Here is a 24469-nt window from a genome sequence, read left to right as displayed (position 1 = left end):
CGGCGAACGCGAGCTCCGCGAAGCTCGATGGTCGTAGTCCAGTTTTCCTTCGGATACCGCCATGAGTTTCGTGAACGCCAGTTTCATAAACGCCAGTCTCCAGCCCGTGGCCGCGCCTGCGCAGGTCGTTGGCGACGAATCCACTTACGTGCCGGAAAGCGCCCGCGCGCTGCGTGGCGAGATCACCATCGAGTTGGCGATGCGCCACGCGGGTACCCGTACCATTACGCTGCGCTACGAATTGCAGGGACCTGCGAATGCGCCCGTGGTATTCGTCGCCGGCGGCATTTCCGCGCATCGTCATCTGGCGCCCAGCCCTGTTTTTCCCGAGGCGGGCTGGCTGAATTCGCTGGTCGGCACGGGACGCGCGCTAGATCCGGATCAGCGCCGGCTACTGGCATTCGATTTCATCGGCGCCGACGGCAAGCTGGACGCGCCTATCGATTCGTCGGATCAAGCCGACGCCATCGCGCAACTGCTGACAGCGCTGAATATTCCTTCTTTGCACGCTTTCGTGGGCTATTCCTACGGCGCACTGGTCGGCCTGCAGTTCGCGCTGCGGCATCCTTCCCGGCTGCGCCGGCTGGTGGCGGTAAGCGGCGCGCATCGCGCACATCCTTATGCCGCTGCCTGGCGTGCGCTGCAGCGTAAAGCGGTGTTGCTCGGGCAGTTGCAATGCGCCGATGCACAAGGTCTGTCGCTGGCACGCCAGTTCGCCATGTTGAGCTATCGCACGCCGGAAGAATTCGAAGAACGCTTCGATGCCGCGCCGGAGATCGTCAACGGCCGCGTGCGTTGCGCCGCCGAAGACTACCTGGACGCGGCGGGTGCGCAATATGTGGCACGTACACCGGTCAATGCCTATGTGCGCCTGTCCGAATCCATCGACCTGCACCGCGTCGATCCGGCCGATATACGCGTGCCGACGATTGTTGTGGCGGTCGAAGGCGATCGGCTGGTGCCGCTGTCTGATTCGGTCGCTCTGGTCGAAGGCCTGGGCACCCACGGACAACTGCGTGTGCTGCGCTCGCCTTATGGCCACGACGCCTTCCTGAAAGAAACCGATCGCATCGATGCGATCCTGCAAACCGCCCTGCGCGGCAACGGAGAAAATGCATGAGCAACTTTGACGCCGAGTCGGGCATCCCTGACTGTAGCTCCGCCACTGCGGCGGTTCGCGCCGGTATCGACCGCGATACCGCCTATGGCGCGGTCACACCGCCCATCGTGTTGTCGTCCAATTTCAGCTTCGATGGCTTTGGCAACAAGCGTCAATACGACTACACCCGCAGCGGCAATCCCACCCGTGACCTGCTGGCCGAGGCGCTGGCCGAACTGGAAGGCGGAGCCGGCGCGGTCGTCACTTCCACCGGCATGTCGGCGATCACGCTGGTATTGAACGCATTGCTGCAACCTGGCGATCGCCTGGTCGTGCCGCACGACGCTTACGGCGGCAGCTGGCGTCTTTTCAACGCACTGGCGACCAAGGGTCATTTCGAACTCATCACCGCCGACCTGACCGATCCTCGTTCATTGGCCGATGCCTTGGCGCGATCGCCCAAGCTGGTGCTGATAGAAACGCCTTCCAATCCGCTGCTGCGCATCACCGATCTGCGCTTCGTCATCGATGCCGCGCACAAGGCGGGCGCCATCACGGTGGTCGACAACACCTTCCTGTCGCCGGCCTTGCAGAAGCCCATCGAGTTTGGTGCGGACCTGGTAATTCACTCCACCACCAAGTACATCAATGGCCACAGCGATGTGGTCGGAGGCGCGGTCATCGCGCGCAGCGCCGAAACCCACCAGCAACTGGTGTGGTGGGCCAATGCGCTGGGCCTGACCGGTTCACCATTCGACAGCTTCCTGACCCTGCGTGGCTTACGCACGTTGGATGCGCGCTTGCGCGTGCATCAGGAAAACGCGGATGCCATCGTTGCACTGCTGGACGAACATTCCGCGGTGTCGAAGGTCTATTTCCCCGGCTTGGCATCCCATTCGGGTCATGCGGTGGCTGCGCGGCAGCAGCGCGGTTTTGGCGCAATGATCAGCTTCGAACTGTATGGGGCCGATGCGGCGGAGCAGGAGCAGGCCGTGCGCGCTTTCGTCGACGGGTTGCGATATTTCACCTTGGCCGAATCGCTGGGCGGCGTGGAAAGCCTGGTGGCCCATCCGGCGTCCATGACGCACGCGGCGATGTCCGCCGAGGCGCGCGCCAAGGCCGGTATCACCAATGGCCTGTTGCGCCTGTCCGTTGGCATCGAGTCGGCAGACGATCTGCTGGCCGATCTGGCGGCGGGTCTGGCACGCGCCGAGCGCGCGGTAGCCGAGTCCAAACGAAAACTCGCTGACGCATGAGCGTCGTCCGTTTGGCGCCGGTGGAACGTCGGGCGTCTCGATTGGCGCTGCTGGGTACCGGCGTGGTTGGCAGCGCGTTCGTCGCGCGCTATCAGCGTTTGCAGGAGGGTGAATCGCCGTTGCCGGATTTCGTCTGGCTGGCGAACTCGCGCGCCGTGCTTGCCTGCGCGCCTTCGCACAGCGATTCGTTGGGAGAAGCCCTGGCTTTGGCGAATGCCGCCCCGGCGCGCACCGATCCGCTGCCGCCATGGGCGGAAACCGAAGCGCTACGTGATGGCGACATCGTGATCGACGCGACCGCCAGCGAGGCGGTCGCCGATTGGCACGCGGAATGGCTGGGACGTGGTGTCCATGTGGTTACCGCCAACAAGCTGGGCGTCGGCGGTGGCTTGGGCCGCGCGCAGGCGATCCTTCGCGCGCGCGGCGAAGCGGCCACACGATATGGCGACAGCGCGACGGTTGGCGCGGGCCTGCCTTTGTTGAGCAGCCTGCGCGCACTGGTAGCAGGCGGCGACCGCATCCATCGTGTCGAAGGTGTGCTGTCAGGTTCGTTGGCGTGGCTATTCCATCATTACGACGGGACTCGTCCGTTCTCTAGTTTCGTCCGTCAGGCGCGGCAGGCGGGATACACCGAGCCCGATCCGCGTATCGATCTCTCCGGCGAAGATGTGCGCCGCAAACTGTTGATCCTGGCGCGTGCTGCGGAACTACCCTTGCAGAGCGAAGACGTGAAGGTGGATTCGCTAGTGCCGAGCAGGTTAGCCGCATTGCCGCTGGCGGCGTTGGACGACGCATTGGAACTGCTGGACGCACCGCTTGAGCAGCGCTTCCAGACGGCTCATCGTGATGGCGCCAGGCTTCGTTTCCTGGGCCGTTTCGATAGCAGCGGCGCCAGCGTTGGACTGCAGGCATTGCCGGCAGACCATCCGCTTTGTGGCGGTGGTGGCACCGACAATCGTGTTGCCATCTTCAGCGACCGCTATCCCGAGCAACCGCTGGTGATCCAGGGACCCGGTGCGGGTGCGGAAGTCACTGCCGCGGCGCTGCTGGATGACGTGCTGGGGATTGTCCGGAACTGAGCGGTCGCCTTCCTTTTCTTTGTAGGAGCGGCGTCCCGCCGCGAGCTCTTGCTGCCAGATCGCGATAGAAGTGAAGAGCTCGCGGCGGGACGCCGCTCCTACCGCCGGGATGGCGCTCCTGCATGGTGCCGGCGAATGGGAAATAGGCTATCGATTCAGCGCCTTCACCAAGGCCGCATTGAAACGCGCCGGATCCTCCACTTGTGGTGAGTGGCCGAGATCTTCGAACTCGATCAGAGTCGAACCTGGTATCGCCTTCGCGGTGCGCTTGCCCAGCGCGGGGTAGTTCCCTAGCCGTTTGGCAACGTCCGGCGGCGCTTTGTCCTTACCGATGGCAGTACGGTCGCGTTGGCCGATGAAAAGCGTGGTGGGCACTTTCAGATTCGGGAATTCGTAGACCACGGGCTGGTTGAACACCATGTCCGAAGCCAGTGCCTGGTTCCAGGCCACGCGCTCCTTGCCGGGTCCGGCATACATGCCCGCCAGCATCCCGACCCAGCGATCGTATTCGGGCTTCCAATGTCCGCCGTAGTACACCGCTAGCTGATAGCGTTTGATGGATTCGAAGTCGGTCTTGAGTTCGCCCGCATACCAGTCCTGGATATCCCGCCAAGGCACACCTTCGGTCTTCCAATCCTCCAGGCCTATGGGGTTCACCAGTACCAGCTGCTCGACCGCAGTGGGATATTGCAGCGCATAGCGCGTGGCCAGCATGCCGCCCATCGAGTGGCCGACGATCACGGCGCGCTCTATGCCGAGTGACTTCAGAAGCCCTTGCGTATTGGCCGCCAACTGCGCGAAGGAGAATTGATAGCGTTCCGGTTTGGTGGATTTGCAGAAGCCGATCTGGTCTGGGGCTATCACTCGATACCCGGCTCCGCTCAGTGCTTCGATCGCGGATTCCCAGGTCGCTGCGCAGAAATTCTTGCCATGCAGCAGCACGACGGTCCGTCCGTTGGCTGCACCTTGAGGCGCGACATCCAGATAAGCCATTGACAGCGATTGCCGCTGCGATCCGAATTCGTGACGGCGTATCGGGTGCGGATACTCGAAGTCTTCAAGTTGTGCGCCGTAGCGCGGGAAGGATTCAGCCGCGTGCAATGAGGTGGCGAAGGAGCAAGCCAGGAGGGCGGACAAGAGTGTGCGTCGCACGAATGACTCCGAATAAAACATGACCGCGCGAATGATAGGACAGGGATTGTTATGATTTCCCGATGTTCGAGGTCCACCTTGCGCGTTGGCGCTTGTATCCCGACGGAGATGCGATGCATACGCATGGCAGCGATCTGCTGCCCGTACTCACCGCCGACGGCGTGCGCGCGATGCTCAAGCTGCCGCGGTGGCCCGAAGAGCGTACCGGGAGCGCGCTGATGCGATGGTGGAATGGTGATGGCGCGGCGCGTGTGCTGGAGGCGGACGACGACGGGTCCCTGTTGATGGAACGGGCGGTCGGCGGTCGCAGCTTGCTGCAACAGGCGGAGAACGGCGGTGAGGAGGACGACCAAGCCAGCCGGATAATCTGCGGTGTATTGGATCGGCTGCACGCGCCGCGTTCCGCCTCGCCACCGGCCTTGAAGCCACTGGCGGAATGGTTCAGTGCCGTGCGCGTTCAGGCGGCGCGGCGCGGCGGCGTGCTCGTGCATTGCGCGCGTGTCGCCGACGCATTGCTGGCCGATGCACAAGACGTGGTGCCGCTGCATGGCGACTCCCATCACAGCAACGTGCTGGAGTTCGGCGCGGACGATTGGCGCGCAATCGATCCCAAGGACCGTATCGGCGAGCGCGGCTTCGACCATGCGCAGATCCTGTGCAATCCGGACATGTCGTCCGCACCGGATAAGACGCGCATGGCGCGGCAGTGGCGAGTGGTGGCGGAGCGGGCGCGGCTGGAGCCTATGCGTCTACTGCGCTGGACCGCTGCGCACGCCGCGCTTTCGGCGGCATGGTCATTGGAAGATGATGACCATGAAACGGCGGAACACGAATTGGAGACGGCGGAGGCGGCGTTGAGCTTGCTGCTTCAAGCGGGCGAGACTTTGCCCTGATTCGCGGGCTGGCTTCACGCCTTATCTGCTTCTTTCTGCGTTAATCCGCGTCTGAAGCTCTGCCGTTCTTTCCGGTCGCGACTCACCGGCACCGGCGTTCCGGCACCACTCCTGCGCGGCAATCGCGGTATGCCTCAACACTCGATGACGTTTACCGCCAAGCCGCCGCGGCTGGTTTCCTTGTACTTGTCCTGCATGTCACGGCCGGTATCGCGCATGGTTTTGATGACTTTGTCCAGGCTGACCTTGTGTTTGCCGTCGCCGCGCATGGCCATGCGGCTGGCATTGATCGCCTTCACTGCGCCCATTGCATTGCGTTCGATGCAGGGAATCTGCACCAAGCCGCCGATGGGGTCGCAGGTCAGGCCAAGGTTGTGTTCCATGCCGATTTCGGCCGCGTTTTCAATCTGGCTGCTGGTGCCGCCCAACGCCGCGACCAAGCCGCCCGCGGCCATCGAGCAGGCAACGCCGACTTCGCCCTGGCACCCGACTTCGGCGCCGGAGATGGAGGCGTTCTCCTTGTAGAGAATGCCGATGGCCGCAGCGGTCAACAGGAAGTCGAATACCCGTGCTTCGTTCGCACCTGGAATGAAGCGATCGAAGTAATGCAGTACCGCCGGAACAATGCCGGCCGCGCCGTTGGTGGGTGCCGTCACCACGCGTCCTCCGGCGGCATTTTCCTCGTTCACCGCCAACGCATACAGATTCACCCAGTCCAGCGTCGTCAACGGGTCGCGCATCGCGGCCTCCGGCTTGCTGGACAGTTCGCGGTAAAGCGCGGGTGCACGGCGCGACACGTGAAGACCGCCGGGCAGCGTGCCTTCCTGGCGAATACCGCGGGCCACGCAGCTTTGCATGGCGTTCCAGATTTCACGCAGGCCGTTGCGGATCTCGTCTTCGCTGCGCCAGACCTTTTCGTTCTCGAACATCAGCTGAGCGATGCTCAGGCCGTTCTTTGCCGATTGCGCCAGCAGCTCATCGCCGCTCTTGAAAGGATAGGGCAGTACCGTGCTGTCGGCCACGATACGATCCACGGCCGCGTCGTCCTGGTTGACTACGAAACCCCCACCCACAGAATAGTAATCGCGCGTAGCGATGGGCTGATCGTTGGCATCGAAAGCACTGAAGCGCATGCCATTGGTGTGATAAGGCAGCTTCTGCCGCTTGTTCATCAGCAGGTCGCGTTTCTCGTCGAAAACGACTGCGTGCCGGCCCTGCAGGTATAGCCGCTTCTCACCGCGGATGCGCTCCAGCGCTGGCGGAATGATGTCCGGATCGATCTGGTTGGGGTAGTGCCCCTCCAGCCCCATCAGCACGGCCTTGTCGGTGCCATGTCCACGGCCGGTCAGCGCCAGCGAGCCGAACACCTCCGCGCGTATCCGTGCGACATCCTGCAGGCGTCCAGGTTCGTCCAGCCAGCGCGCGACAAAACGCGCCGCGGCCCGCATGGGGCCGACAGTGTGGGAGGAACTCGGCCCAATGCCGATCTTGAAGAGGTCGAACGTGCTGACTGCCATGCGCCTATTCTATGCTGGCGGCGTTGAATCACTCTCCCGCGCCGCAGCAGATTCCACGCCGAGCCCTCCCGTGCCCCTGATTCTTTACCAACGCGACGATTGCCACCTTTGCGACCTGGCGCTGGAAGTGCTGGCGGCCGCGCGGCTGCCGGAGTTCGACAGCGTGTTCATCGATGAAGACGACGTGCTGGAGGAGCGCTATGGAACGCGGGTGCCGGTACTGCGCCGGGAAGATACCGGCGCGGAGCTGGACTGGCCGTTCGACCTGGAAAAATTGCGCGAGTTTTTGTAGGAGCGCAGTCTCTGCGATAGGAGCGGCGTCCCGCCGCGAGCTCTTTCCAACAGGTCGCGATAAAAACGAAGAGCTCGCGCCGAGACGGCGCTCCTACAGCATAAATGCCGGAGGCGTTATTTCACCGGCTTCAGAACCACCTTGGTACTGACAGCGACTTCGTTGGGGATCGTCTGGGTGTCCGTCCACTCGCCACTGCCGACGCCAAAATCCAGGCGTTTGACCGTGGCTTTGCCGTTGAGCACCGGCTGCGGGCCGGGTGTCCAGGTGAAAGTCAGCGTGACCGGCTTGGTGACGCCACGCAGGGTCAGAGTCCCATCGGCTGCATATTGATTGCCACCCAGTGCACGGAACTTGGTGGAGGTGTAGCGCGCCTGGGCGAACTTGGCGACGTCGAAGAAGTCGCTGGTCTTCAGCGTGTCGTCGCGGTCGCTGTTGCCGGTCTGCGTGCCAGCCAATTGAACCGTGACGTCCAATTTTGATGCGGCCAGCTTGGCCGGGTCGAAGCTCAGCGCTGTGTTGAAGCTGCCGAACTTACCGGTGAAGACTTCGCCCTGGTAGTTGCTGGCGAAGATCAGCGTGGAGCCAGGTGCCTGCACATAGTCGGCGGCGAAGGCGGGTGCGGCAGCGGCAGCCAGCAGCAGCCCGGCGATGGCCAAGCCCAAGCGGTTAGACAGCGTCATTGGACGGTTCCTCGGGAAGGGGGGAAGAAGTAGCTTGGCGGCGCCGCGGCAGCATTCGCTTGAGCGTGTCATCACTCTGGAAAAGATGGTGATAGAACGCCGCGCCTGCGTGGGCCACCACCAGCGCCACCAATACCCAGAACATGGTGGTGTGCGCTGTTTCGGCCAATATTTTCAGCTCCTCGCTGCGGCCTGCGATAGCGGGCAGATTGAAGAGCTTGAACCATTGCAACGGGTAGCCCGCAGCAGAATTGAACAGCCAGCCCGACAGCGGCATGGCGAACAACAGCACGTACAGGCTGAAATGGGTGATGGACGCGATACGCTGCTGCCATACCGGCGTTCCCGTCAACGGCGCAGGCGCACCGGCGTACAGCCGCCATAGCAGCCGCAACGTAACCAGCGCGAGAATCGTCAGCCCGACCGATTTGTGCAGCGCATAGATATTGATCTTGCGCGGCCCATTGGGCAGGCCGGTCATCGTTAGTCCGAGATAGGCGATGAGCAGGATCAGCGCGACGATAACCCAGTGGAACAACTGACTGACCGCGCCCCAGCGCTCTGCGGTGTTCTTCAAACTCATCGTGTGGGTTCCGGTACAGGAGGAAGAGGAGGTTCGCCGGCTTCAGGGGAATTTTCCGCATCGGTGGCGTCGGCATCGCCCTGGTTGGCGCGGCCGCTGCGGGTGGCTTCGGCTTCGATGCGCAGCTCTACATCGTCGCCGATCACGTTCTTCCACGCCGTCATGCCGAAGTCGGCGCGGCTGATCCGTGCCGTCGCTGAAAATCCGGTCGTGCGGCGGAACGGGGGCATGGGGTGCCGCTTGACCGCATTGAGCGTCACATCCAGTTTCACCTCCCGGGTTACCCCGCGCAGGGTCAGCAAACCATAAACGCAGGCATGCCGTGCATCGACAGGTTCGATCCTGGTGGAAGTGAAGGTGGCCGCTGGGAAATCATTCACGTTCAGCAGGCCGCTCTTGCCTGCTGCCCGGTTCCAGTCTTCATCGCCCAGGTCCAACCGTGACAGCGGTACGGTGACCTCGATGCGAGCGGTTCGCCAATCATCCGGGTCGAAGACCAAAGTACCTGTACTACCGGATACGGTGCCAAGAGCACGCGAAAAACCGGCGTGTTCCACCGCGAACATCACCCGTGTATGCACAGGATCCAGTTGGTATTCGGCAGCGGCAGCCTGCGCCGTAGCCGGCGTCGCAAGGCATGGCAGCGTCATTAACGCCAGCACGCAGGCGGGGCGGAAACTGGCGATAAGGCGCTTAAGCATCATGAGCAGGGATTCTAGGCGTACGTTCGGAAAGATACCCCGTTTGTAGATGCAACGGATCGTTGCGAACGTACCGCGGCACTGGACCCGCATCGGATTGCGAGACCGCCGAAAAGGATTGAATCTCCTGCGCACAGCGTAAGCGGCCACGGTCGCAGCTCACACGCCGGACTTTGTGGCGCCGATATTGCTGGGAGTGGGTTCGGTCCGGATTGCTGTCAAGCACGGATATTGATCTTTTGACGAATCAGGGACTCATCACCAAGCGGGGTGCTATCAAGCAGATGCCGTGTTATTAAACACGCGGCCAAGCGTCAGGGCCTCGAATTCAGGGGCGGCGAGACGCGTAGAGGGAGCAAAAGGTGAGAATTGTTGGTGCCGGAGATGCGCGAAAAAAAGACAGGCGCAGCCTTGATGCCTGGCTTTGGATTAACTTATGGCTGGTCTGCCTTTTCGCGCTAGATGCGAACGCCGGCCTTCCTGAAACTCCGCAACTGCGGCAGCTGACCGTTGCTGATGGGCTGCCTTCCAACATCATCAACAAGATTGCCCAGGACAAGAACGGCTACCTATGGCTTGCCACCGCTGACGGCCTGGTGCGGCACGACGGTACCGGCTTTCGGGTTTGGCAACTGGGCGAAGGATTGCGCGAGAACGAGGTGATGTGGGTGGAGGTGGACGCCGACGACCAGGTATGGGTGGGCACCTTGGGCGCGGGGGTGGCACTGTTAGATCGAAAGCGCGAGCAGTTTCGCTATTTCGACAACCAAAATACCCCTGGACTGGATGACGACGATATTTTGAGCGTCCTACCGACCGATGATGGAACGGTCTGGATCGGCACTCGGGATTCGGGCCTGCGCAAGATGGGCCGCGATGGGGGCATCACCCGCTTCGTGCCGCAGCCCGGCAATGTGCGCAGCCTGCCGGGCAAAACCGTGACCAGCCTGCAGCTTGGTCCCGACGGAAGTCTCTGGGTGGGCACTGACCAAGGCGCCGCGCGCTGGACCGGCAGCGACTTCGAGCGATTGCCGAAAGCGGCGCACCCGTCGATGTATGTGTCGACAATGCGCTTCGATCACGCAGGCAACCTTTGGATAGGCAATGAGCTGGGGATGAGGGTTTATGGGACGGACGGCAAGTGGTCGAAAGATCCCTGGGGTCTTTACCAGCAAGTCACGGCTCACGGGTTGCTGTTGCAGGACAGCACCGGCATTCACTGGCTGAGTACCTTCGACGGCATGCGTCGTAGCAATGATGGGCAGACCGTCAACGTACCGCTGTATAGCAGCCTCACTCGCGGCCGCGTCAAACCGCAGTGGAGCGACGCGCTGCAGGATGTGGAAGGCGGACTATGGTTCGCCAGCACAGATGCAGGCCTGTGGTATCTGCCGCCCGCTTGGCGGCAATTCTCAGTGCTGGGCAAGGCGGAAGGTGTTCCTGCATCGCTGGGCAACATTCAGGTGTACGGCATCGCCCCGTCAGCCACCGGCGACATATGGCTCGTTGGTACCTCGGATGTGTTGGATCGATTGGACCCGGAGACGGGATCAGTCCGACACATGGTTGACGGTATAGGCGAAGGTACTGTCGGTTACGCGGTAGCCGAAGCCACCGACGGGCGTGTGTGGGTGGGCCATTCGGGCGGTTTGGTGCGCTATGACCCCATTTCTGGTGCGATCCGGCGTTGGAACTCGGGTTCCGGGTATGACGCTGCCATGGACATCTATTCCATCGTGCAGGCCACGGACGGGAATTTGTGGCTCGGGCAAGACACAGGTTTGCAGGTGCGCAGTCCGGAAGGACGGGTAGTCGACAACATAGGCTTTGGCGAGCGGGGTCTTGTTGCCGGGGACGCTTACAACCAGTTGGACCGGGGACCGGACGGCCGTATCTGGTTGGCAAGCCGGCAAGGCGTGGTGGCATGGGATGCTGGCGCGAGCCGATTCGTGCCTATACCCGGACTGCCACAAGCGCCGGTGGGGGCTTTCGCATACGACGCGGAGGGGTTGTTGTGGCTGGCCCGGGTGGGTGCTTTGGAGGGCTACCGCGAACAGGCGGGACAATACCGGCGAATAGAACGGTTGGACGCGGCGGCAGGAATACCGCAGGTTATGTTCAACGGACTGACGGTGGATCGTCGCGGCATCTTGTGGGCTGGCAGCACTCGTGGCCTGACCCGGATGGATCCGGTGAAACGCATGGTACGGGTCTATGGTGTTCATGATGGGTTGCCGGGGCAGGAAATCTTGTTCGGACCGGTGCAGCGGCTGCAGGACGGCCGCTTGATCGTCAGCGCCTCGCACGGACTGGTGATCTTCGATCCGATCGCATTGCATCCGGCAAACACACCGCCGCCGCTGGTCGTGGACGCGATTACCGTTCGTCGCGGTTCCGACCCGCTGGTGTTGCCATTGGGGCAGCCGTTCCAGCTGGAACACGATGATCGCGATCTGCAGGTCGTTGCTCGATTGATCTCGTACAGCAATGTTCAGGCGCACCGCTATCGATTCCGGTTGATCGGCTTCGACGACGACTGGGTAGAAGTGGACGCCGATGGTGCGCGTGTTTTCTCTCAGCTGCCGCCAGGCGATTACCGCCTGGAAATCGCCGGCAAGAACGCGGACAACCTGTGGTCGCGGACGCATACCATTGCTTTTAGCGTAGCGCCGCCGTGGTGGCGAACCTGGTGGGCCATCACTGCATTGATCGTATTGTTGCTAGCGCTGTTGAGCTGGATCGCGCTGGCATATCGCAGTTGGCTTCGCCGCCGCAATGCCTGGCAATTGGCCACGCACAAGCACGAGCTGGCCGAGCAGGCATCCGAAGCCAAGACACGATTCCTGGCGACGCTCGGCCATGAAGTGCGCACGCCGATGACCGGAGTACTGGGCATGAGCGAGCTGCTGCTGGCGACACCATTGAACGAACAACAACAGCGCTATACGACGGCCATCCAGCGCGCCGGTACCCATCTGGTGCGTTTGGTCAACGATGCGTTGGATTTGGCGCGCATCGAAGCTGGCAAGCTGGAGTTGCAGGAAGCGGATTTTGATCTGCACGTGCTGATCAACGACATCGCGGCCTTGATGGCACCTGTGGCGGAAAGGCGCGGGTTGGCTTTTTCCAGCGAAATTGCTGCCGGCGTACCGCGTATGGTGCGCAGCGATCCGCTTCGGTTGCGCCAAATACTGCTCAACCTGATTGGCAATGCCATCAAGTTCACTGATCACGGCCACGTGGCGCTGAGTATCGCTCCTCTTCCCTCAGAGAGAGTACGCCTGGCAATCAGCGATTCCGGTCCTGGCATCAATGCCGAGCAGCAGGCGCGATTGTTCCAACGTTTCGAGCAAGCGGAAGGTGCCCGCACCGCTGCGCGGTATGGGGGCAGCGGCCTGGGCCTGGCGATCTGCCAGGAGTTGGTGGTCGCAATGGACGGGCGGATCGGCGTGGAGAGTGCCCCAGGTGCCGGCGCGAGCTTCACCGTCGATCTGCCGATGCCACGATCGCTCATTGCCGAAGGCAGCGAGACATCTGCCGAGAAGCCACGGACTATCGCGTGCAATCGCGCCTTGAAGATTCTGCTGGTGGAGGACGACTTGACCGTGGCTGAGGTGGTGGCCGGTTTGCTGCGCGCACGCGGACATCATGTTACCCATGCGGGTCATGGGCTGGCGGCGTTGAGCGAAGTGTCCGTAGGCGAATTCGACATCGCGCTGCTGGATTTGGATTTGCCGGGCCTGGACGGGCTGGCCTTGGCGCAGCAATTGCGGATGGGCGGATTCGCCGCGCCATTGATCGCAATCACGGCGCGGGCTGACGCCGAAGCGGAAAGCCAGGCGCAAGCCGCCGGCTTCGATGACTTTTTGCGCAAGCCGGTGACGGGCGAGGTGCTGGCGGAAACGGTCGAACAGGCGTTGCGAAAAACGGCTGGGACGGACACAGGCAACAGCTGATCTCAATGCGACGATGCTCTGCACTAGCGTGCGCTGTGCGCACGCTACGGCTTCAATCGGTCCACGTTTTCACGTGGGTTTTCAGGCGCTCTGATCTCACTGGTTCAGCGCGCGCGTGAGTTCACCGGGCGCTGAATTCGTGAACGGCATCCACCAGCACGGCGACGTGCTCCGGGTTCATGTCCGGCGACATGCCGTGTCCCAGGTTGAAGACGTGGCCATCGCGGCTGCCGTCGGCACCAGCGGCATAGCTGTCCAGCGTCTGCCGGACCTGGTGGCGGATGGCCTCGGGCGAGCCGTACAGCACGGCAGGGTCGAGGTTGCCTTGCAGCGCGACCCGGCCGCCGGTGCGCCGGCGCGCTTCGGACAGTTCCACCAGCCAATCGACGCCGACGCCTTCGGCACCGCTCTCGGCCAACGCGTCCAGGTGTACCGCGTTGCCTTTGCCGAACAGGATGAGCGGTGTCCGTTCCGCGCCTTCTCCACGTTGCAGTTCTTTTGCGATACGGATCAGGTAAGGCAGGGAGAATTCCCGGTACATCGCGGGTGACAACACGCCGCCCCAGGTATCGAATACCTGCAACGCCTGCACACCCGCCGCGCGCTGTGCGGACAAATAGGCGATGACAGCATCGGTATTGACCGCTAGCAGCGCGTGCAGCGCGGCGGGCTCGTTCAACGCCATCGCCTTGATACGTGCGAAATCCTTGCTGCCGCCGCCTTCCACCATGTAGCAGGCCAGCGTCCAGGGACTGCCGGAAAAGCCGATCAACGGCACCTTGCCATCCAACTCGCGCCGGATCAGGCGTACGGCGTCCATCACATAGCGAAGTTCGGTTTCCATATCCGGCACCGCCAGCTTGGCGGCATCGGCGGCGCTGCGCACCGTATGGCGAAATTTCGGGCCTTCGCCATCGACGAAGTAAAGCTCCAGGCCCATCGCATCGGGGATGGTCAGGATGTCCGAAAACAGGATCGCCGCGTCCAGATCGAACCGGCGTAGCGGCTGCAGGGTGACTTCGCAGGCGATATCGGGGTTTTTTGCCATGCCCAGGAAACTGCCAGCTTGCGCACGCGTGGCGCGGTATTCGGGCAAATAGCGGCCGGCCTGGCGCATCAGCCATACAGGAGTGCGGTCCACGGGTTCGCGCTTGAGCGCGCGCAGCAGGCGGTCGTTGCGGAGGGGGGTGGACACGTGCGATTTCCTTACGGTGGTAAAGCCGGCGGTGGTGCCGCCTGCAAAGGGTTAAGGGTCAATGGGAAGAGCGGGCACCACGATTCATTGGCAGGCGGCGCAGTCGCCGACTTCACCCTTGGCAGGGTGCGGAGCACGAGACATCACGCCTTCGGCGCCTCGGCGCCGCGGACGAAGGTCACCTGGAAGCCACGCTTCAAGTGGCTGTCGCGGACTTTTTCGAAGGCGGCGGTGGCTTCGTCCTGCAGCAGATACTGCTCCCGCTTGAGCTGGGCGCGACCGCCGATCTGGCCGGTTTCGCGCAGTAGTTCCCAGCCGCCGAACAGATCGGGCTGCAAGGTCAGTTGGACGTAACGGGGCAATTCGCCCGCGCCGGGGCGTTGCTGTAGGAAGACGCGCATGCGGACATTTTAGCCGGAGAGCACCGCCAAAACGCGGGCTTCGTCCACGTCGGGCACCACCTCGGCCTGGCCGATACCCCGCAAAAGCACCAGGCGCAGCCGTCCGGCCAGGTTTTTCTTGTCCAGGCGCATCCGATCCAGCAGCCCCTCCGGAGCCAGCCCGGCTGGGATCGCGACGGGCAGTTCGAAGGCCTCAAGCAGGGCCGCAAGCCGATCGGTGTCCTCGGCGCTGGCCATGCCCAGGTCGGCGGATAAGCGGGCGGCCAGCACCATGCCTACCGATACTGCCTCGCCATGGTTGAGATTGTCATTGCCGGTACCGCCATAGCCTTGTTCGGTCTCGATGGCATGACCGAAGGTATGGCCTAGATTGAGCAATGCGCGCTCGCCGCGTTCCAGCGGATCGCGTTCGACGATTTTCGCCTTGTGCTCGCAACTACGGGCAATGGCTTCCGTCAGCGCCGCTGGTTCGCCGGCCAGCAGCGACTGGCGTTGCGCAGCGAGCCAATCGAAGAACGCTGCATCGCGAATGGCCCCGTACTTGATCACCTCCGCCAGTCCCGCGCGCAGTTCGCGCGGCGGCAGCGTGCGCAGTGTGTCGGTGTCGGCGAAGACCGCGCGCGGTGGGTGGAAAGCGCCGACCAGGTTCTTGCCCTGCGGGATATCCACCGCGGTCTTGCCGCCGACCGAAGAATCCACCATCGATAACAAGGTGGTCGGCAGTTGGACGCAGTCCACGCCGCGCATCCAGCACGCGGCGGCAAATCCAGCCAGGTCCCCAACCACGCCACCGCCCAACGCGAAGATGCAGGCATCGCGGGTAGCGCCCAGCGTCGCCAGCGCATCGATAGCCGCGCCGAAATTGGCCAGGGTCTTCGACTGTTCACCGGCCGGCAGCACAAAGGTACCGATGCGCAGATCCGGGCGTGTGGCGTGCAGTGACTCGCGCACCATGGCGGCGTAGCGCGGCGCGACAATGGAATCGCTGACCAGCAGCACGTGTCGGCCACGCACGCGAGCTGCCAGTGCGGCACCATCGTTCAATAGGCCTGGGCCAATGGTGATGGTGTAGGGGTGCTGGCCGCCGACATCGACGGTGCGGAGGGAAGCGGTCATTCGGCGTTCTCGGTGCGTTGCCAGCGGCTGGCGAGCAGCCGGATCAGTCGCGCGGTGGCTTCCGGCGGCATCAGATGATCGGTGTCCAGGGCCAGATCGGCAACCTCGGCATAAAGCGGTTCACGGGCGACGGCCATGTCCCGTAGCACTTGCTCGCGGTCCGGCCGCTGCAGCAGCGGCCGGTTGGTGCAGCGGCCCAACCGCCGGAGTTGAGCCTCCACGCTGACCCGCAGGTAGACCACGAATCCGCTTCGCCGTATCAGTTCACGATTGCCAGGGTCCAGGACCGCGCCGCCGCCGGTGGATACCAGCTGCTTTCGTTCAGCTAGCAACTCGCGCAGTACCGCGCGCTCGTGTTCGCGAAAGCCGGCCTCTCCGACGTGTTCGAAGATGGCCGGGATGGTGGCGCCGGCGTGTTCGGTGATGGCGTGGTCGACGTCCACGAAGGTCAGTCCGAAGCGTTCAGCCACGCGTTTGCCGACGGACGTTTTGCCGGCACCCGTCGGGCCGACCAGGATGAGATTGGAGGCGGGATTCATTGATACGGATGCTAGCACTCCCGTAGCGAACGCTTAACAGCAGGAGGCATACGGTGGGCGTCCCGGCGGAGCCCCGCCCTGTAGCGAAAGGATGTGCCATGTCAGTCGCCAAGATCATCGAAGTGAACGCGTCCTCCAAGGTCAGCGTGGAAGACGCGGTGAAAACGGGTTTGAAGAAGACGGCTGAGTCCGTCAAGGGCATCAAGGGCGCGTGGGTCAACGAAGTGAAAGTGGTGACCGACGATGGCGGCAATATCACCGAGTGGCGGGTGAACATGCGCATCAGTTTTGTCGTGCAGTAGTCGGAAAGCCTCCGCAGAACCCGCGGAGCGGTAGATTCTATAGAACCATGTAGGAGCGCCGTCCCGGCGCGAGCTCTTTCCGTCAGATCGCGGTTAAAAGCGAAGAGCCCGCGCCGGGGACGGCGCTCCTACAAAAACCGAATGCGCTCCTGCGGCTCCACCGGCCTGCGCTGCGCGTCCAGGTCGACGGTGCGCTGCGCGATGGCCGGCAGCGTGCGTAGCGCCTGCCGGCTGACGCGTTCGAACAACTGCACAAAGCGATCTATCTGCGGACGCGTCATTGCGGTTTTCGACGGATCGGCATGTTGCAGCGCTTGTTCCTGCTGCCATCGCCAATCCGGTACGACTTCGAAGCCAGGTCCCCGCAGGAACCACAACGTGTCCAGGCGCTGCCACAGCGCTGGATAGTCGCGTTCCAATGCTTGGTTGCACCAACGCCTCCAGTGGCTGTCGGGATCTTCTTCGCGTTCCAAGGCATTGATCGGTTCGCCCAGAGCTTCGGCCGATTCGGGAGGTGTCTTCAGGCACCAGCCTTCGAAGATCACCAGATCAACGGAACCGTCGACGCGCGGCCAGCGAGCTTCCGGCAAGCGGTCGTCGCTCAGCTTATCGAAGTGAGGTAGAGCGACCGGGCTCGCTGCACGCAGGGCGTCCAAAGTGCGGCAGGCCAATGCGATGTCGTGCGTGCCGGGTGGTCCTCGCATTGCCAACAAAGGGTGGACCTGTTGTGCCAGCGTTTGACGCTGCGCGTGGGTCAGATAGAAATCATCCAGCGAAAGCACCGCTACCGACAGGTCTTGCGCCCTGGCCATCGCTGCCATTTGCGCGGCCAGCGTGGATTTTCCGCTACCCTGCAAGCCCACAAGGGCGAATATCGCCGGACGGGTCGCTGCCGCCAACGCCGCCGCCAACGCTTCGGCGACGAACGCCCTATCAAAGCCTTCTGATGGTGGATGCGGAGGAAGCATCGCGAGACAATAGCGTATGCCGCCGTGTCCCACGACGGCCTTTCCAGCGGGGCACCATGAGCGACCTGTACACCGAAGCGCTGTCCACTTTCACCACGCTCTTCAACGAAGCCAGCGCAAGCAGCGAGATCGAACCCAACGCCATGGCTTTGGCGACGGCCACGCCGGATGGACGCCCGTCTTTGCGCACGGTACTGCTGAAATCCTTCGATGAGCGGGGATTCGTTTTCTACACTCACCTGCACAGCCGCAAAGGCTACGAACTGGAAACCAACCCCCGTGCGGCGCTGTTGTTCCTGTGGCGCAGCCTGCGCGAGGCCGGCATCCAGGTGCGCATAGAAGGTGCCGTTGAGCAGGTGGATGACCACGAGGCGGACCTCTACTTCGCCTCGCGCCCACGCTTGAGCCAGATCGGCGCGTGGGCGTCCGCGCAATCCGAAACCCTGGATTCGCGGAAAGGGTTCGAAGACCGTATCGCTCAGGTCGTGGCCGAATTCGAAGGCCGCGACGTACCACGCCCGCAAGGCTGGAGCGGTTACCGTGTTGTCCCGGAGGCCATCGAATTCTGGTACGGCGCGCAGTTCCGGCTGCACGAGCGCTGGCGCTACGAGCGCGATGGCATGGGCCAATGGGCCAAGCGGATGCTGTATCCATGATGGCGACCTGGCACATCCGTCGCGGCACGACGGCCGATGCGGCGCAGTGGGCGCCCCTGCGACAAGCGCTATGGCCGGATGAAGACGCGACGCAGCTTGCTGATGAGATCGACGAGATGCTCGCCAGTGGTGCCATCGTTTTTCTGGCCTTTGACAACCAGGGCGCTGCCATCGCATTCGCAGAAGCGGCGCTACGCCATGATTACGTCAACGGTACGGAAAGCTCGCCGGTAGGATTCCTGGAGGGCTGGTACGTCGCTCCGCAATGGCGGGGCAAAGGTGTGGGCCGCGCGCTGGTCGCAGCCGTGGAGGGTTGGGCACGTGATCAGGGTTGCCGCGAATTTGCATCGGATGCGCTGCTCGACAACAGTGCCAGCTTGGCCGCTCACATGGCCTGTGGATTCGAGGAAACCGAGCGCGTGGTGTACTTCCGCAAATTGCTGGGTGCCTGATGATCGGGCCGCAGCGCATCGTCTGCCTGACCGAGGAACCGACCGAAACACTGTACGCACTCGGTGAGCAGCAGCGTATCGTGGGTATCAGCGGGTTTACCGTTCGGCCACCGCAAGCGCGCAAGGAAAAGCCGAAAGTCAGTGCTTTCACCAGCGCGAAGATCGGCGAGATATTGAAGCTTGAGCCTGACCTGGCGATTGGATTTTCCGACATCCAATCGGAGATTGCGGCCGAGTTGATCAAGCAGGGCGTGGAAGTCTGGATAGCCAACCATCGCAGCGTTGCCGGCATTCTGGATTACGTTCGCCGCTTGGGTGCGCTGGTTGGCGCCCACGAAAAGGCGAATGCGTACGCGGACGAACTTGAGCGCGGATTGGATGAGATAGCGGAGCAGTCGGTGCGGCTGCCGCGACGGCCGAAGGTCTATTTCGAAGAATGGGATGACCCGCCGATCACCGGCATTCGCTGGGTCGCCGAGTTGATCCGCATCGCGGGCGGGGACGATATCTTCCCTGAGCTGGCCGTCGAATCATTGGCCAAGCACCGGATTCTTGCTGATGGCAATGAAGTGGTGCGGCGGGCGCCGGATATCATTCTGGGTTCGTGGTGCGGCAAGCGTTTTCGCCCTGACAAAGTCGCCACCCGGCCAGGCTGGGATGTGATCCCCGCGGTACGCGATAGCGAACTGCACGAAATAAAGTCGCCGCTGATCCTGCAGCCCGGCCCCGCGGCGCTAACGGATGGCGTGCGCGCTATTGCCGATATCGTGCAGGCGTGGGCTGCGCAAAAACAGTAGGTGCAGCCGCTGACCGGTAGGAGCGCCGTCTCGGCGCGAGCTCTTCGCGTCAGATCGCGATAAAGGCGAAGAGCTCTTCAACAGCAAAGCAGGTCAAAGCTCGCGCCGAGACGGCGCTCCTACAGTCGGTTGCTCTCAAAAATTCCGTTCGAACTGCACAATGTCTTTCCGGCCGTTCGCCGCGACGGTGATATCAAAGCGATAGGTATTGCGCTGTGAGACACGAACGGTGCCGATATGGTCGGTGTAGTCGCCGGTGTCAATGGTGCGCAACGTGACCGGTTGGCGAGCACCGGAAATATCGGATACCTGCCCTGTCACTTCGCCATCGGTGTCCGTCTCTTCGCCATTCTTGACCTGGCGCAACGCGATCACCACCAATGCGGTGCCGGTGTCCCGTTCCACACCATATTGCCTGGCCATTTCCTCGCTCAGCGACATCGTGGGCAGGGCGTTGTAGCGCACGCGCAGATCGCCGAAGTCGGTATGCGCCGGTGCAGCCGGCACGAAGTTGGCGGCGCGTGGCGCTTCGCTATTGGAGCAGGCGGCAAGCAACCAGGCCGCCAGTAAAAGGAAGGCAGCGTTATGAAAAAGCCGAGAATAGGGAACGGGGAACGGGTGATGACGGCGTACTGGGGCTGTTGTTTTCATGCTCGGTCCGAATTTTGGATTCATCGTGTTCGCAGACGTGGATCGCATGCGTTTATGTCTTGTAGCTTTATCTGCAACGCTCAATCATTGGCTGCCGATAGTTCACGGCCGCGTTCCGTTGCCGCATGGACTGCTTTACCCACCAGCGCCTCGAAACCACCTGCCTGGAAGGCTTCGATCGCGGCTTGGGTAGTGCCGTTGGGTGAAGTGACGCGGCGGCGAAGTTCGGTTGGGTCGACGTCCGATTCGGTCAGCATGCGTGCCGCGCCTAACAGTGTTTGCAGAACCAGCGTGCGTGCGGCTTCATCCGGCAGGCCTTCTTCCTTGGCAGCGGCTTCCATCGCTTCGGCGAGCAGAAATACGTAGGCGGGCCCGCTGCCGGAAACGGCGGTCACCGCGTCCATCTTCGCTTCATCCTCAAGCCACACCGTCTTGCCGGCGCTGGACAGCAGGCTTTCAGCACGCGTGCGGCCGGCGGCGTCGACCTGTGCATTGGCGAATAGCCCGGTAACACCAGCGCCCAGCAATGCGGGTGTATTCGGCATGCAACGGACCACTGGCAGTTCGCCGCCCAGCCAGGCCTGCAGTTGCCCAGTGGTAATGCCGGCGGCAATCGATACGATCACCGGATGCTGCGCCAAGGCCCGCGCCGAAAGCGATTGGCAGACATCGCGCATGACTTGCGGCTTCACCGCGAACAGCCACATGTCCGCGCCATGGACAGCCTCGCTGGTGTCGGCGAAAACCTGCACTCCGAATTCAGCGGCCAAGGACGCGCGCAGTGCTTCCACCGGTTCGGCCACGCGAATCTTCGCGGTGTTCGCGCCACCGGCCACCAAACCGCCGATCAGGCTGCGCGCCATATTGCCGCCGCCGATGAAAGCGATGGGATGGGAAAGCAAGAGGCGGGAAGCGGAAGTCGTGGTCATGTCGTTCTTCGTCATGCAGAAGGAGAGGGTTTTGGAGCGCGTGCGCCAAACAAAGCCGTGCCGATGCGCACCATGGTGGCGCCCTCGGCGATGGCCAGGGGGAAATCGCCGCTCATGCCCATCGACAAGGTGTCGATCTGCGGATGATGCGCCGCCAGTTCATCGAATAGCGTCTTCATTCGTCTGAAGGCGGCCCGCTGCTGGTCGGGGTCGGTTTGGGGCGCCGGAATGGCCATCAGGCCGCGCAACGATAGCCGAGGCTCGCCTGCGATTGCTGCTGCCAGGGCGGGTATTTCTTCCGGGCGGCAGCCATGCTTGCTGGCTTCATCGTCGATATTCACTTGAATCAACACGTTCAGGGGTGAGCGGTCGGCAGCGCGATATCTCGACAAGGCCACAATCAATTTGTGACGGTCTACCGTTTGTACCCAGTCGAACACGTTTGCCGCCGTCTCCGCCTTGTTGGACTGCAAGTGTCCAATCAGATGCCATTCCAGGTTCAGCGCCGTTAGTGTCCGCGCCTTGATTTGGGCTTCCTGGACGTAGTTTTCACCAAAAGCACGCTGCCCCGCCGTCGCCAGGACGGCTACCGCCTCGGCCGGCTGCGTCTTGGAGACAGCCAGTAAACGCGGCACTGGCCGATTGGCTACTTTGGCCGCGTTTTCAAGGTATTGAAGGGTCTCGCTTAGGGTGTCGGCGAGCATGGTGGTCCAACCGTTGGATATCGTGGCAACAGCGCTATACTGCCTGCCGGGGTTGTATCGTTCCAGTCGCAGCATTTCGGGGAAGCAGCGTTATGGATATCGCCGAGCTCTTGGCGTTTTCGGTTAAGAACAAAGCATCGGACCTGCACCTGTCTGCCGGTCTGCCGCCGATGATTCGCGTGGATGGCGACGTCCGACGCATCAATATTCCTGCGCTGGATCACAAGCAAGTACATGCGCTGGTGTACGACATCATGTCGGACAAGCAGCGCCGCGACTTCGAAGAATTCCTGGAAGTCGACTTTTCGTTCGAAATCCCGAGCCTGGCGCGTTTCCGCGTCAACGCCTTCAATCAGAACCGCGGCGCGGGCGCGGTATTCCGCACCATTCCTTCGGAAGTGCTGACCCTGGAAGACTTGGCCTGTCCGCCGCTGTTCCGGCAGCTGATCGAACAGCCGCAGGGATTGATCCTGGTCACCGGGCCAACCGGCTCCGGCAAGTCGACGACGCTGGCGGCGATGGTCGACCACATCAACAAGAACGAGTACGGGCACATTCTCAGCGTCGAGGATCCGATCGAGTTCGTGCACACCTCGCAGAAGTGCCTGATCAACCAGCGCGAAGTGCATCGCGATACGCACGGCTTCAACGAGGCATTGCGTTCGGCATTGCGTGAAGACCCCGACTACATCCTGGTCGGCGAGTTGCGCGATCTGGAAACCATCCGCCTGGCGCTGACCGCGGCGGAAACCGGACACCTGGTGTTCGCCACCCTGCATACCAGCTCGGCGGCCAAGACTATCGACCGCATCATCGACGTGTTCCCTGCCGGCGAAAAGCCAATGGTCCGCTCGATGCTGTCCGAATCCTTGCGTGCGGTGATCTCGCAGGCGTTGCTGAAAAAAGTCGGCGGCGGCCGTACCGCGGCATGGGAAATCATGGTGGGCACCCCCGCCATTCGTAACCTGATCCGCGAAGACAAGGTGGCGCAGATGTATTCGGCCATCCAGACCGGCCAGCAAAGCGGCATGATGACCCTGGACCAGCACCTGCAGGACCTGGTGAAACGCAGCCTGGTCACCCGCCAGCAGGCCAAGGAATACGCCAAGGACAAGCGTTTGTTCGAGTAAGACGAGAATCGGGAGTAGCGAATCGGGAAGGGTCTGGAGCCACGGCAATTCCGATTTCCATTCCGAAGCGGCTTTGACGATTCCCGAATCCCGAGTCCCCATTTCCGGCTCCGAAGGAGCACACCATGAGCACCATCGATTTCACCTCCTTCCTCAAGCTGATGGCGCACCAGAAGGCGTCGGACCTGTTCATCACGTCCGGCATGCCGCCATCCATCAAGGTCCACGGCAAGATCTCGCCCATCACGCAGACGCCGCTGACGAGTCAGCAGAGCCGCGACCTGGTGCTGAACGTGATGACGCCGGCGCAGCGCGAGGAATTCGAAAAGACCCACGAGTGCAATTTCGCCATCGGCGTGGCCGGTGTGGGCCGCTTCCGTGTCAGCTGCTTCTATCAGCGCAACCAGGTGGGCATGGTGCTGCGCCGGATCGAGACCCGCATTCCCACCGTGGAAGAGCTGAATTTGCCGCCGGTCATCAAGACGCTGGCCATGACCAAGCGCGGCATCATCATCTTCGTGGGCGCGACCGGCACCGGTAAGTCGACGTCGCTCGCGGCGATGATCGGCTACCGCAACCAGAATTCGACCGGCCACATCATCACCATCGAAGACCCGATCGAGTTCGTGCACAAGCACGAAGGCTGCATCATCACCCAGCGTGAAGTCGGCATCGACACGGATAGCTGGGACGCTGCATTGAAGAACACCCTGCGCCAGGCGCCGGACGTGATCATGATCGGTGAAGTGCGTACCCGCGAAGGCATGGATCACGCCATCGCGTTCGCCGAAACCGGCCACCTGGTGCTGTGCACGCTGCATGCCAACAATGCCAACCAGGCGATGGACCGCATCATCAACTTCTTCCCTGAAGACCGGCGTCAGCAGCTGCTGATGGACTTGTCCTTGAACATCAAGGGCGTGGTGGCGCAGCAGTTGATTCCGACGCCGGACGGCAAGGGCCGCCGCGTGGCGATGGAAATCATGCTGGGCACGCCGCTTATCCAGGACTACATCCGCGACGGCGAGATCCACAAGCTGAAGGAAGTGATGAAGGAGTCCACCAACCTGGGCATGAAGACCTTCGATCAAAGCCTGTTCGAGTTGTATCAAGCCGGCGAGATCAGCTACGAGGACGCGCTGCGCCACGCCGATTCGCAGAACGAAGTTCGCCTGCGCATCAAGCTGGCCCAAGGCGGCGACGCACGCACCTTGGCGCAAGGCCTGGATGGCGTGGAAGTGGCGGAAGTGCGTTGAAGTATCTGCACGGGTTCTAGCCTACGTAACTCGGCGGCATCTAAGCAGATAACCGTAGGAGCGACGTGAGTCCCGATGAAGCTTTCCCAGGAAAGCGTCATAGGGCCTGACCTGGGTCCAACGGGGAAACGGTAGCGTTATTCGTGTACAGCAACCCTTAGC

Annotated in this window: 25 protein-coding genes; 12 read left to right on the top strand and 13 right to left on the bottom strand. The window is 62.3% G+C overall.

The features are described 5' to 3' along the window. Positions 1-61 precede the first annotated feature (61 nt). From AADW18_RS06230 to AADW18_RS06220, 3 genes are read left to right on the top strand one after another with little or no spacing between them, the layout of a single operon-like run. Positions 62-1120 (top strand): homoserine O-succinyltransferase, encoded by a 1059-nt coding sequence (locus AADW18_RS06230; protein WP_337342491.1) that lies wholly within the window; start codon positions 62-64, stop codon positions 1118-1120. After that, positions 1117-2355: an O-succinylhomoserine (thiol)-lyase gene (locus tag AADW18_RS06225; RefSeq protein WP_337342490.1), complete on the top strand. Its 1239-nt coding sequence runs from the start codon at positions 1117-1119 to the stop codon at positions 2353-2355. The genes AADW18_RS06230 and AADW18_RS06225 overlap by 4 nt, the downstream gene beginning before the upstream one ends. Then, on the top strand, positions 2352-3434 hold the full coding sequence (locus AADW18_RS06220; protein ID WP_337342489.1) for a homoserine dehydrogenase: 1083 nt from the start codon (positions 2352-2354) through the stop codon (positions 3432-3434). The genes AADW18_RS06225 and AADW18_RS06220 overlap by 4 nt, the downstream gene beginning before the upstream one ends. 147 nt (positions 3435-3581) lie before the next feature. On the opposite strand, the gene AADW18_RS06215 is transcribed toward AADW18_RS06220, so the two are convergent. After that, entirely contained in the window at positions 3582-4607 is a 1026-nt protein-coding gene (locus tag AADW18_RS06215) for an alpha/beta hydrolase (protein ID WP_337342488.1), read from the bottom strand. A gap of 41 nt (positions 4608-4648) precedes the next feature. Here AADW18_RS06215 and AADW18_RS06210 point away from each other — a divergent pair, with 41 nt between their 5' ends. Continuing rightward, on the top strand, positions 4649-5479 hold the full coding sequence (locus AADW18_RS06210; protein ID WP_337342487.1) for an aminoglycoside phosphotransferase family protein: 831 nt from the start codon (positions 4649-4651) through the stop codon (positions 5477-5479). Positions 5480-5613: 134 nt separating this feature from the next. Here the strand turns inward: AADW18_RS06210 and AADW18_RS06205 are convergent, their stop codons facing one another. Then, positions 5614-6996, bottom strand: coding sequence for an L-serine ammonia-lyase (locus AADW18_RS06205; protein ID WP_337342486.1), 1383 nt, complete (start codon positions 6994-6996; stop codon positions 5614-5616). Between the two features lie 70 nt (positions 6997-7066). On the opposite strand from AADW18_RS06205, the gene AADW18_RS06200 reads away from it, so the two are divergent. Beyond that, a complete protein-coding gene (locus AADW18_RS06200) occupies positions 7067-7288 on the top strand; it encodes a glutaredoxin family protein (protein ID WP_337342485.1) in 222 nt (73 codons plus the stop codon). Between the two features lie 116 nt (positions 7289-7404). Here the strand turns inward: AADW18_RS06200 and AADW18_RS06195 are convergent, their stop codons facing one another. From AADW18_RS06195 to AADW18_RS06185, 3 genes are read right to left on the bottom strand one after another with little or no spacing between them, the layout of a single operon-like run. After that, on the bottom strand, positions 7405-7971 hold the full coding sequence (locus tag AADW18_RS06195) for a YceI family protein (protein WP_337342484.1): 567 nt from the start codon (positions 7969-7971) through the stop codon (positions 7405-7407). Continuing rightward, the gene (locus tag AADW18_RS06190; RefSeq protein WP_337342483.1) at positions 7958-8554 is read right to left on the bottom strand and encodes a cytochrome b; all 597 of its coding nucleotides are present in this window, start codon (positions 8552-8554) and stop codon (positions 7958-7960) included. The genes AADW18_RS06195 and AADW18_RS06190 overlap by 14 nt, the downstream gene beginning before the upstream one ends. Further along, positions 8551-9255: a YceI family protein gene (locus tag AADW18_RS06185; protein ID WP_337342740.1), complete on the bottom strand. Its 705-nt coding sequence runs from the start codon at positions 9253-9255 to the stop codon at positions 8551-8553. The genes AADW18_RS06190 and AADW18_RS06185 overlap by 4 nt, the downstream gene beginning before the upstream one ends. A gap of 362 nt (positions 9256-9617) precedes the next feature. Here AADW18_RS06185 and AADW18_RS06180 point away from each other — a divergent pair, with 362 nt between their 5' ends. Then, a complete protein-coding gene (locus AADW18_RS06180; RefSeq protein ID WP_337342482.1) occupies positions 9618-13211 on the top strand; it encodes a two-component regulator propeller domain-containing protein in 3594 nt (1197 codons plus the stop codon). A 121-nt stretch (positions 13212-13332) separates the two neighbouring features. Here AADW18_RS06180 and hemE read toward each other — a convergent pair whose 3' ends face one another. The 4 genes from hemE to AADW18_RS06160 all read right to left on the bottom strand — a co-directional run bounded on the left by hemE (position 13333) and on the right by AADW18_RS06160 (position 16462). Continuing rightward, positions 13333-14406 (bottom strand): uroporphyrinogen decarboxylase, encoded by a 1074-nt coding sequence (gene hemE, locus AADW18_RS06175; protein WP_337342481.1) that lies wholly within the window; start codon positions 14404-14406, stop codon positions 13333-13335. A gap of 143 nt (positions 14407-14549) precedes the next feature. Continuing rightward, a complete protein-coding gene (locus AADW18_RS06170) occupies positions 14550-14807 on the bottom strand; it encodes a WGR domain-containing protein (protein WP_337342480.1) in 258 nt (85 codons plus the stop codon). A 9-nt stretch (positions 14808-14816) separates the two neighbouring features. Continuing rightward, complete coding sequence (gene aroB / locus AADW18_RS06165; protein ID WP_337342479.1) at positions 14817-15923, bottom strand: 3-dehydroquinate synthase; 1107 nt, start codon at positions 15921-15923, stop codon at positions 14817-14819. Then, complete coding sequence (locus tag AADW18_RS06160) at positions 15920-16462, bottom strand: shikimate kinase (RefSeq protein WP_337342478.1); 543 nt, start codon at positions 16460-16462, stop codon at positions 15920-15922. The genes aroB and AADW18_RS06160 overlap by 4 nt, the downstream gene beginning before the upstream one ends. Positions 16463-16560: 98 nt before the next feature. Between AADW18_RS06160 and AADW18_RS06155 the strand changes: the two genes are divergently transcribed. Continuing rightward, on the top strand, positions 16561-16764 hold the full coding sequence (locus tag AADW18_RS06155; protein WP_337342477.1) for a dodecin family protein: 204 nt from the start codon (positions 16561-16563) through the stop codon (positions 16762-16764). A 128-nt stretch (positions 16765-16892) separates the two neighbouring features. Here the strand turns inward: AADW18_RS06155 and AADW18_RS06150 are convergent, their stop codons facing one another. Next, positions 16893-17732: a kinase gene (locus AADW18_RS06150; RefSeq protein ID WP_337342476.1), complete on the bottom strand. Its 840-nt coding sequence runs from the start codon at positions 17730-17732 to the stop codon at positions 16893-16895. 56 nt (positions 17733-17788) lie between these two features. On the opposite strand from AADW18_RS06150, the gene pdxH reads away from it, so the two are divergent. The 3 genes from pdxH to AADW18_RS06135 are packed head-to-tail and all read left to right on the top strand — an operon-like array spanning position 17789 to position 19637. Next, on the top strand, positions 17789-18388 hold the full coding sequence (gene pdxH / locus AADW18_RS06145) for a pyridoxamine 5'-phosphate oxidase (protein ID WP_337342475.1): 600 nt from the start codon (positions 17789-17791) through the stop codon (positions 18386-18388). Next, entirely contained in the window at positions 18385-18840 is a 456-nt protein-coding gene (gene aac(6'), locus AADW18_RS06140; protein ID WP_337342474.1) for an aminoglycoside 6'-N-acetyltransferase, read from the top strand. The genes pdxH and aac(6') overlap by 4 nt, the downstream gene beginning before the upstream one ends. Then, positions 18840-19637, top strand: coding sequence for a cobalamin-binding protein (locus tag AADW18_RS06135; RefSeq protein WP_337342473.1), 798 nt, complete (start codon positions 18840-18842; stop codon positions 19635-19637). The genes aac(6') and AADW18_RS06135 overlap by 1 nt, the downstream gene beginning before the upstream one ends. 135 nt (positions 19638-19772) lie before the next feature. Here AADW18_RS06135 and AADW18_RS06130 read toward each other — a convergent pair whose 3' ends face one another. The 3 genes from AADW18_RS06130 to AADW18_RS06120 form a co-directional block, all read right to left on the bottom strand. Then, positions 19773-20288 carry a DUF4426 domain-containing protein gene (locus AADW18_RS06130; protein WP_337342472.1) on the bottom strand — a complete coding sequence of 172 codons (516 nt, stop codon included), beginning with the start codon at positions 20286-20288 and terminating at the stop codon, positions 19773-19775. An 80-nt stretch (positions 20289-20368) separates the two neighbouring features. Further along, positions 20369-21217, bottom strand: coding sequence for a pyrroline-5-carboxylate reductase (gene proC, locus AADW18_RS06125; RefSeq protein ID WP_337342471.1), 849 nt, complete (start codon positions 21215-21217; stop codon positions 20369-20371). A gap of 11 nt (positions 21218-21228) precedes the next feature. Further along, on the bottom strand, positions 21229-21921 hold the full coding sequence (locus tag AADW18_RS06120) for a YggS family pyridoxal phosphate-dependent enzyme (RefSeq protein WP_337342470.1): 693 nt from the start codon (positions 21919-21921) through the stop codon (positions 21229-21231). Positions 21922-22013: 92 nt separating this feature from the next. Between AADW18_RS06120 and AADW18_RS06115 the strand changes: the two genes are divergently transcribed. Both AADW18_RS06115 and AADW18_RS06110 read left to right on the top strand, forming a co-directional pair. Further along, positions 22014-23051: a type IV pilus twitching motility protein PilT gene (locus AADW18_RS06115; protein WP_337342469.1), complete on the top strand. Its 1038-nt coding sequence runs from the start codon at positions 22014-22016 to the stop codon at positions 23049-23051. Between the two features lie 125 nt (positions 23052-23176). Further along, positions 23177-24307: a PilT/PilU family type 4a pilus ATPase gene (locus tag AADW18_RS06110; RefSeq protein WP_337342468.1), complete on the top strand. Its 1131-nt coding sequence runs from the start codon at positions 23177-23179 to the stop codon at positions 24305-24307. Positions 24308-24469: the final 162 nt, after the last annotated feature.

The sequence above is a fragment of the Pseudoxanthomonas sp. CCNWLY206-1 genome (assembly GCF_039710385.1).
Classification (GTDB): Bacteria; Pseudomonadota; Gammaproteobacteria; order Xanthomonadales; family Xanthomonadaceae; genus Pseudoxanthomonas_A.
Note: the sequence above shows the minus strand (reverse complement) of the source record. Positions and strands in the feature narration are given on the sequence as shown.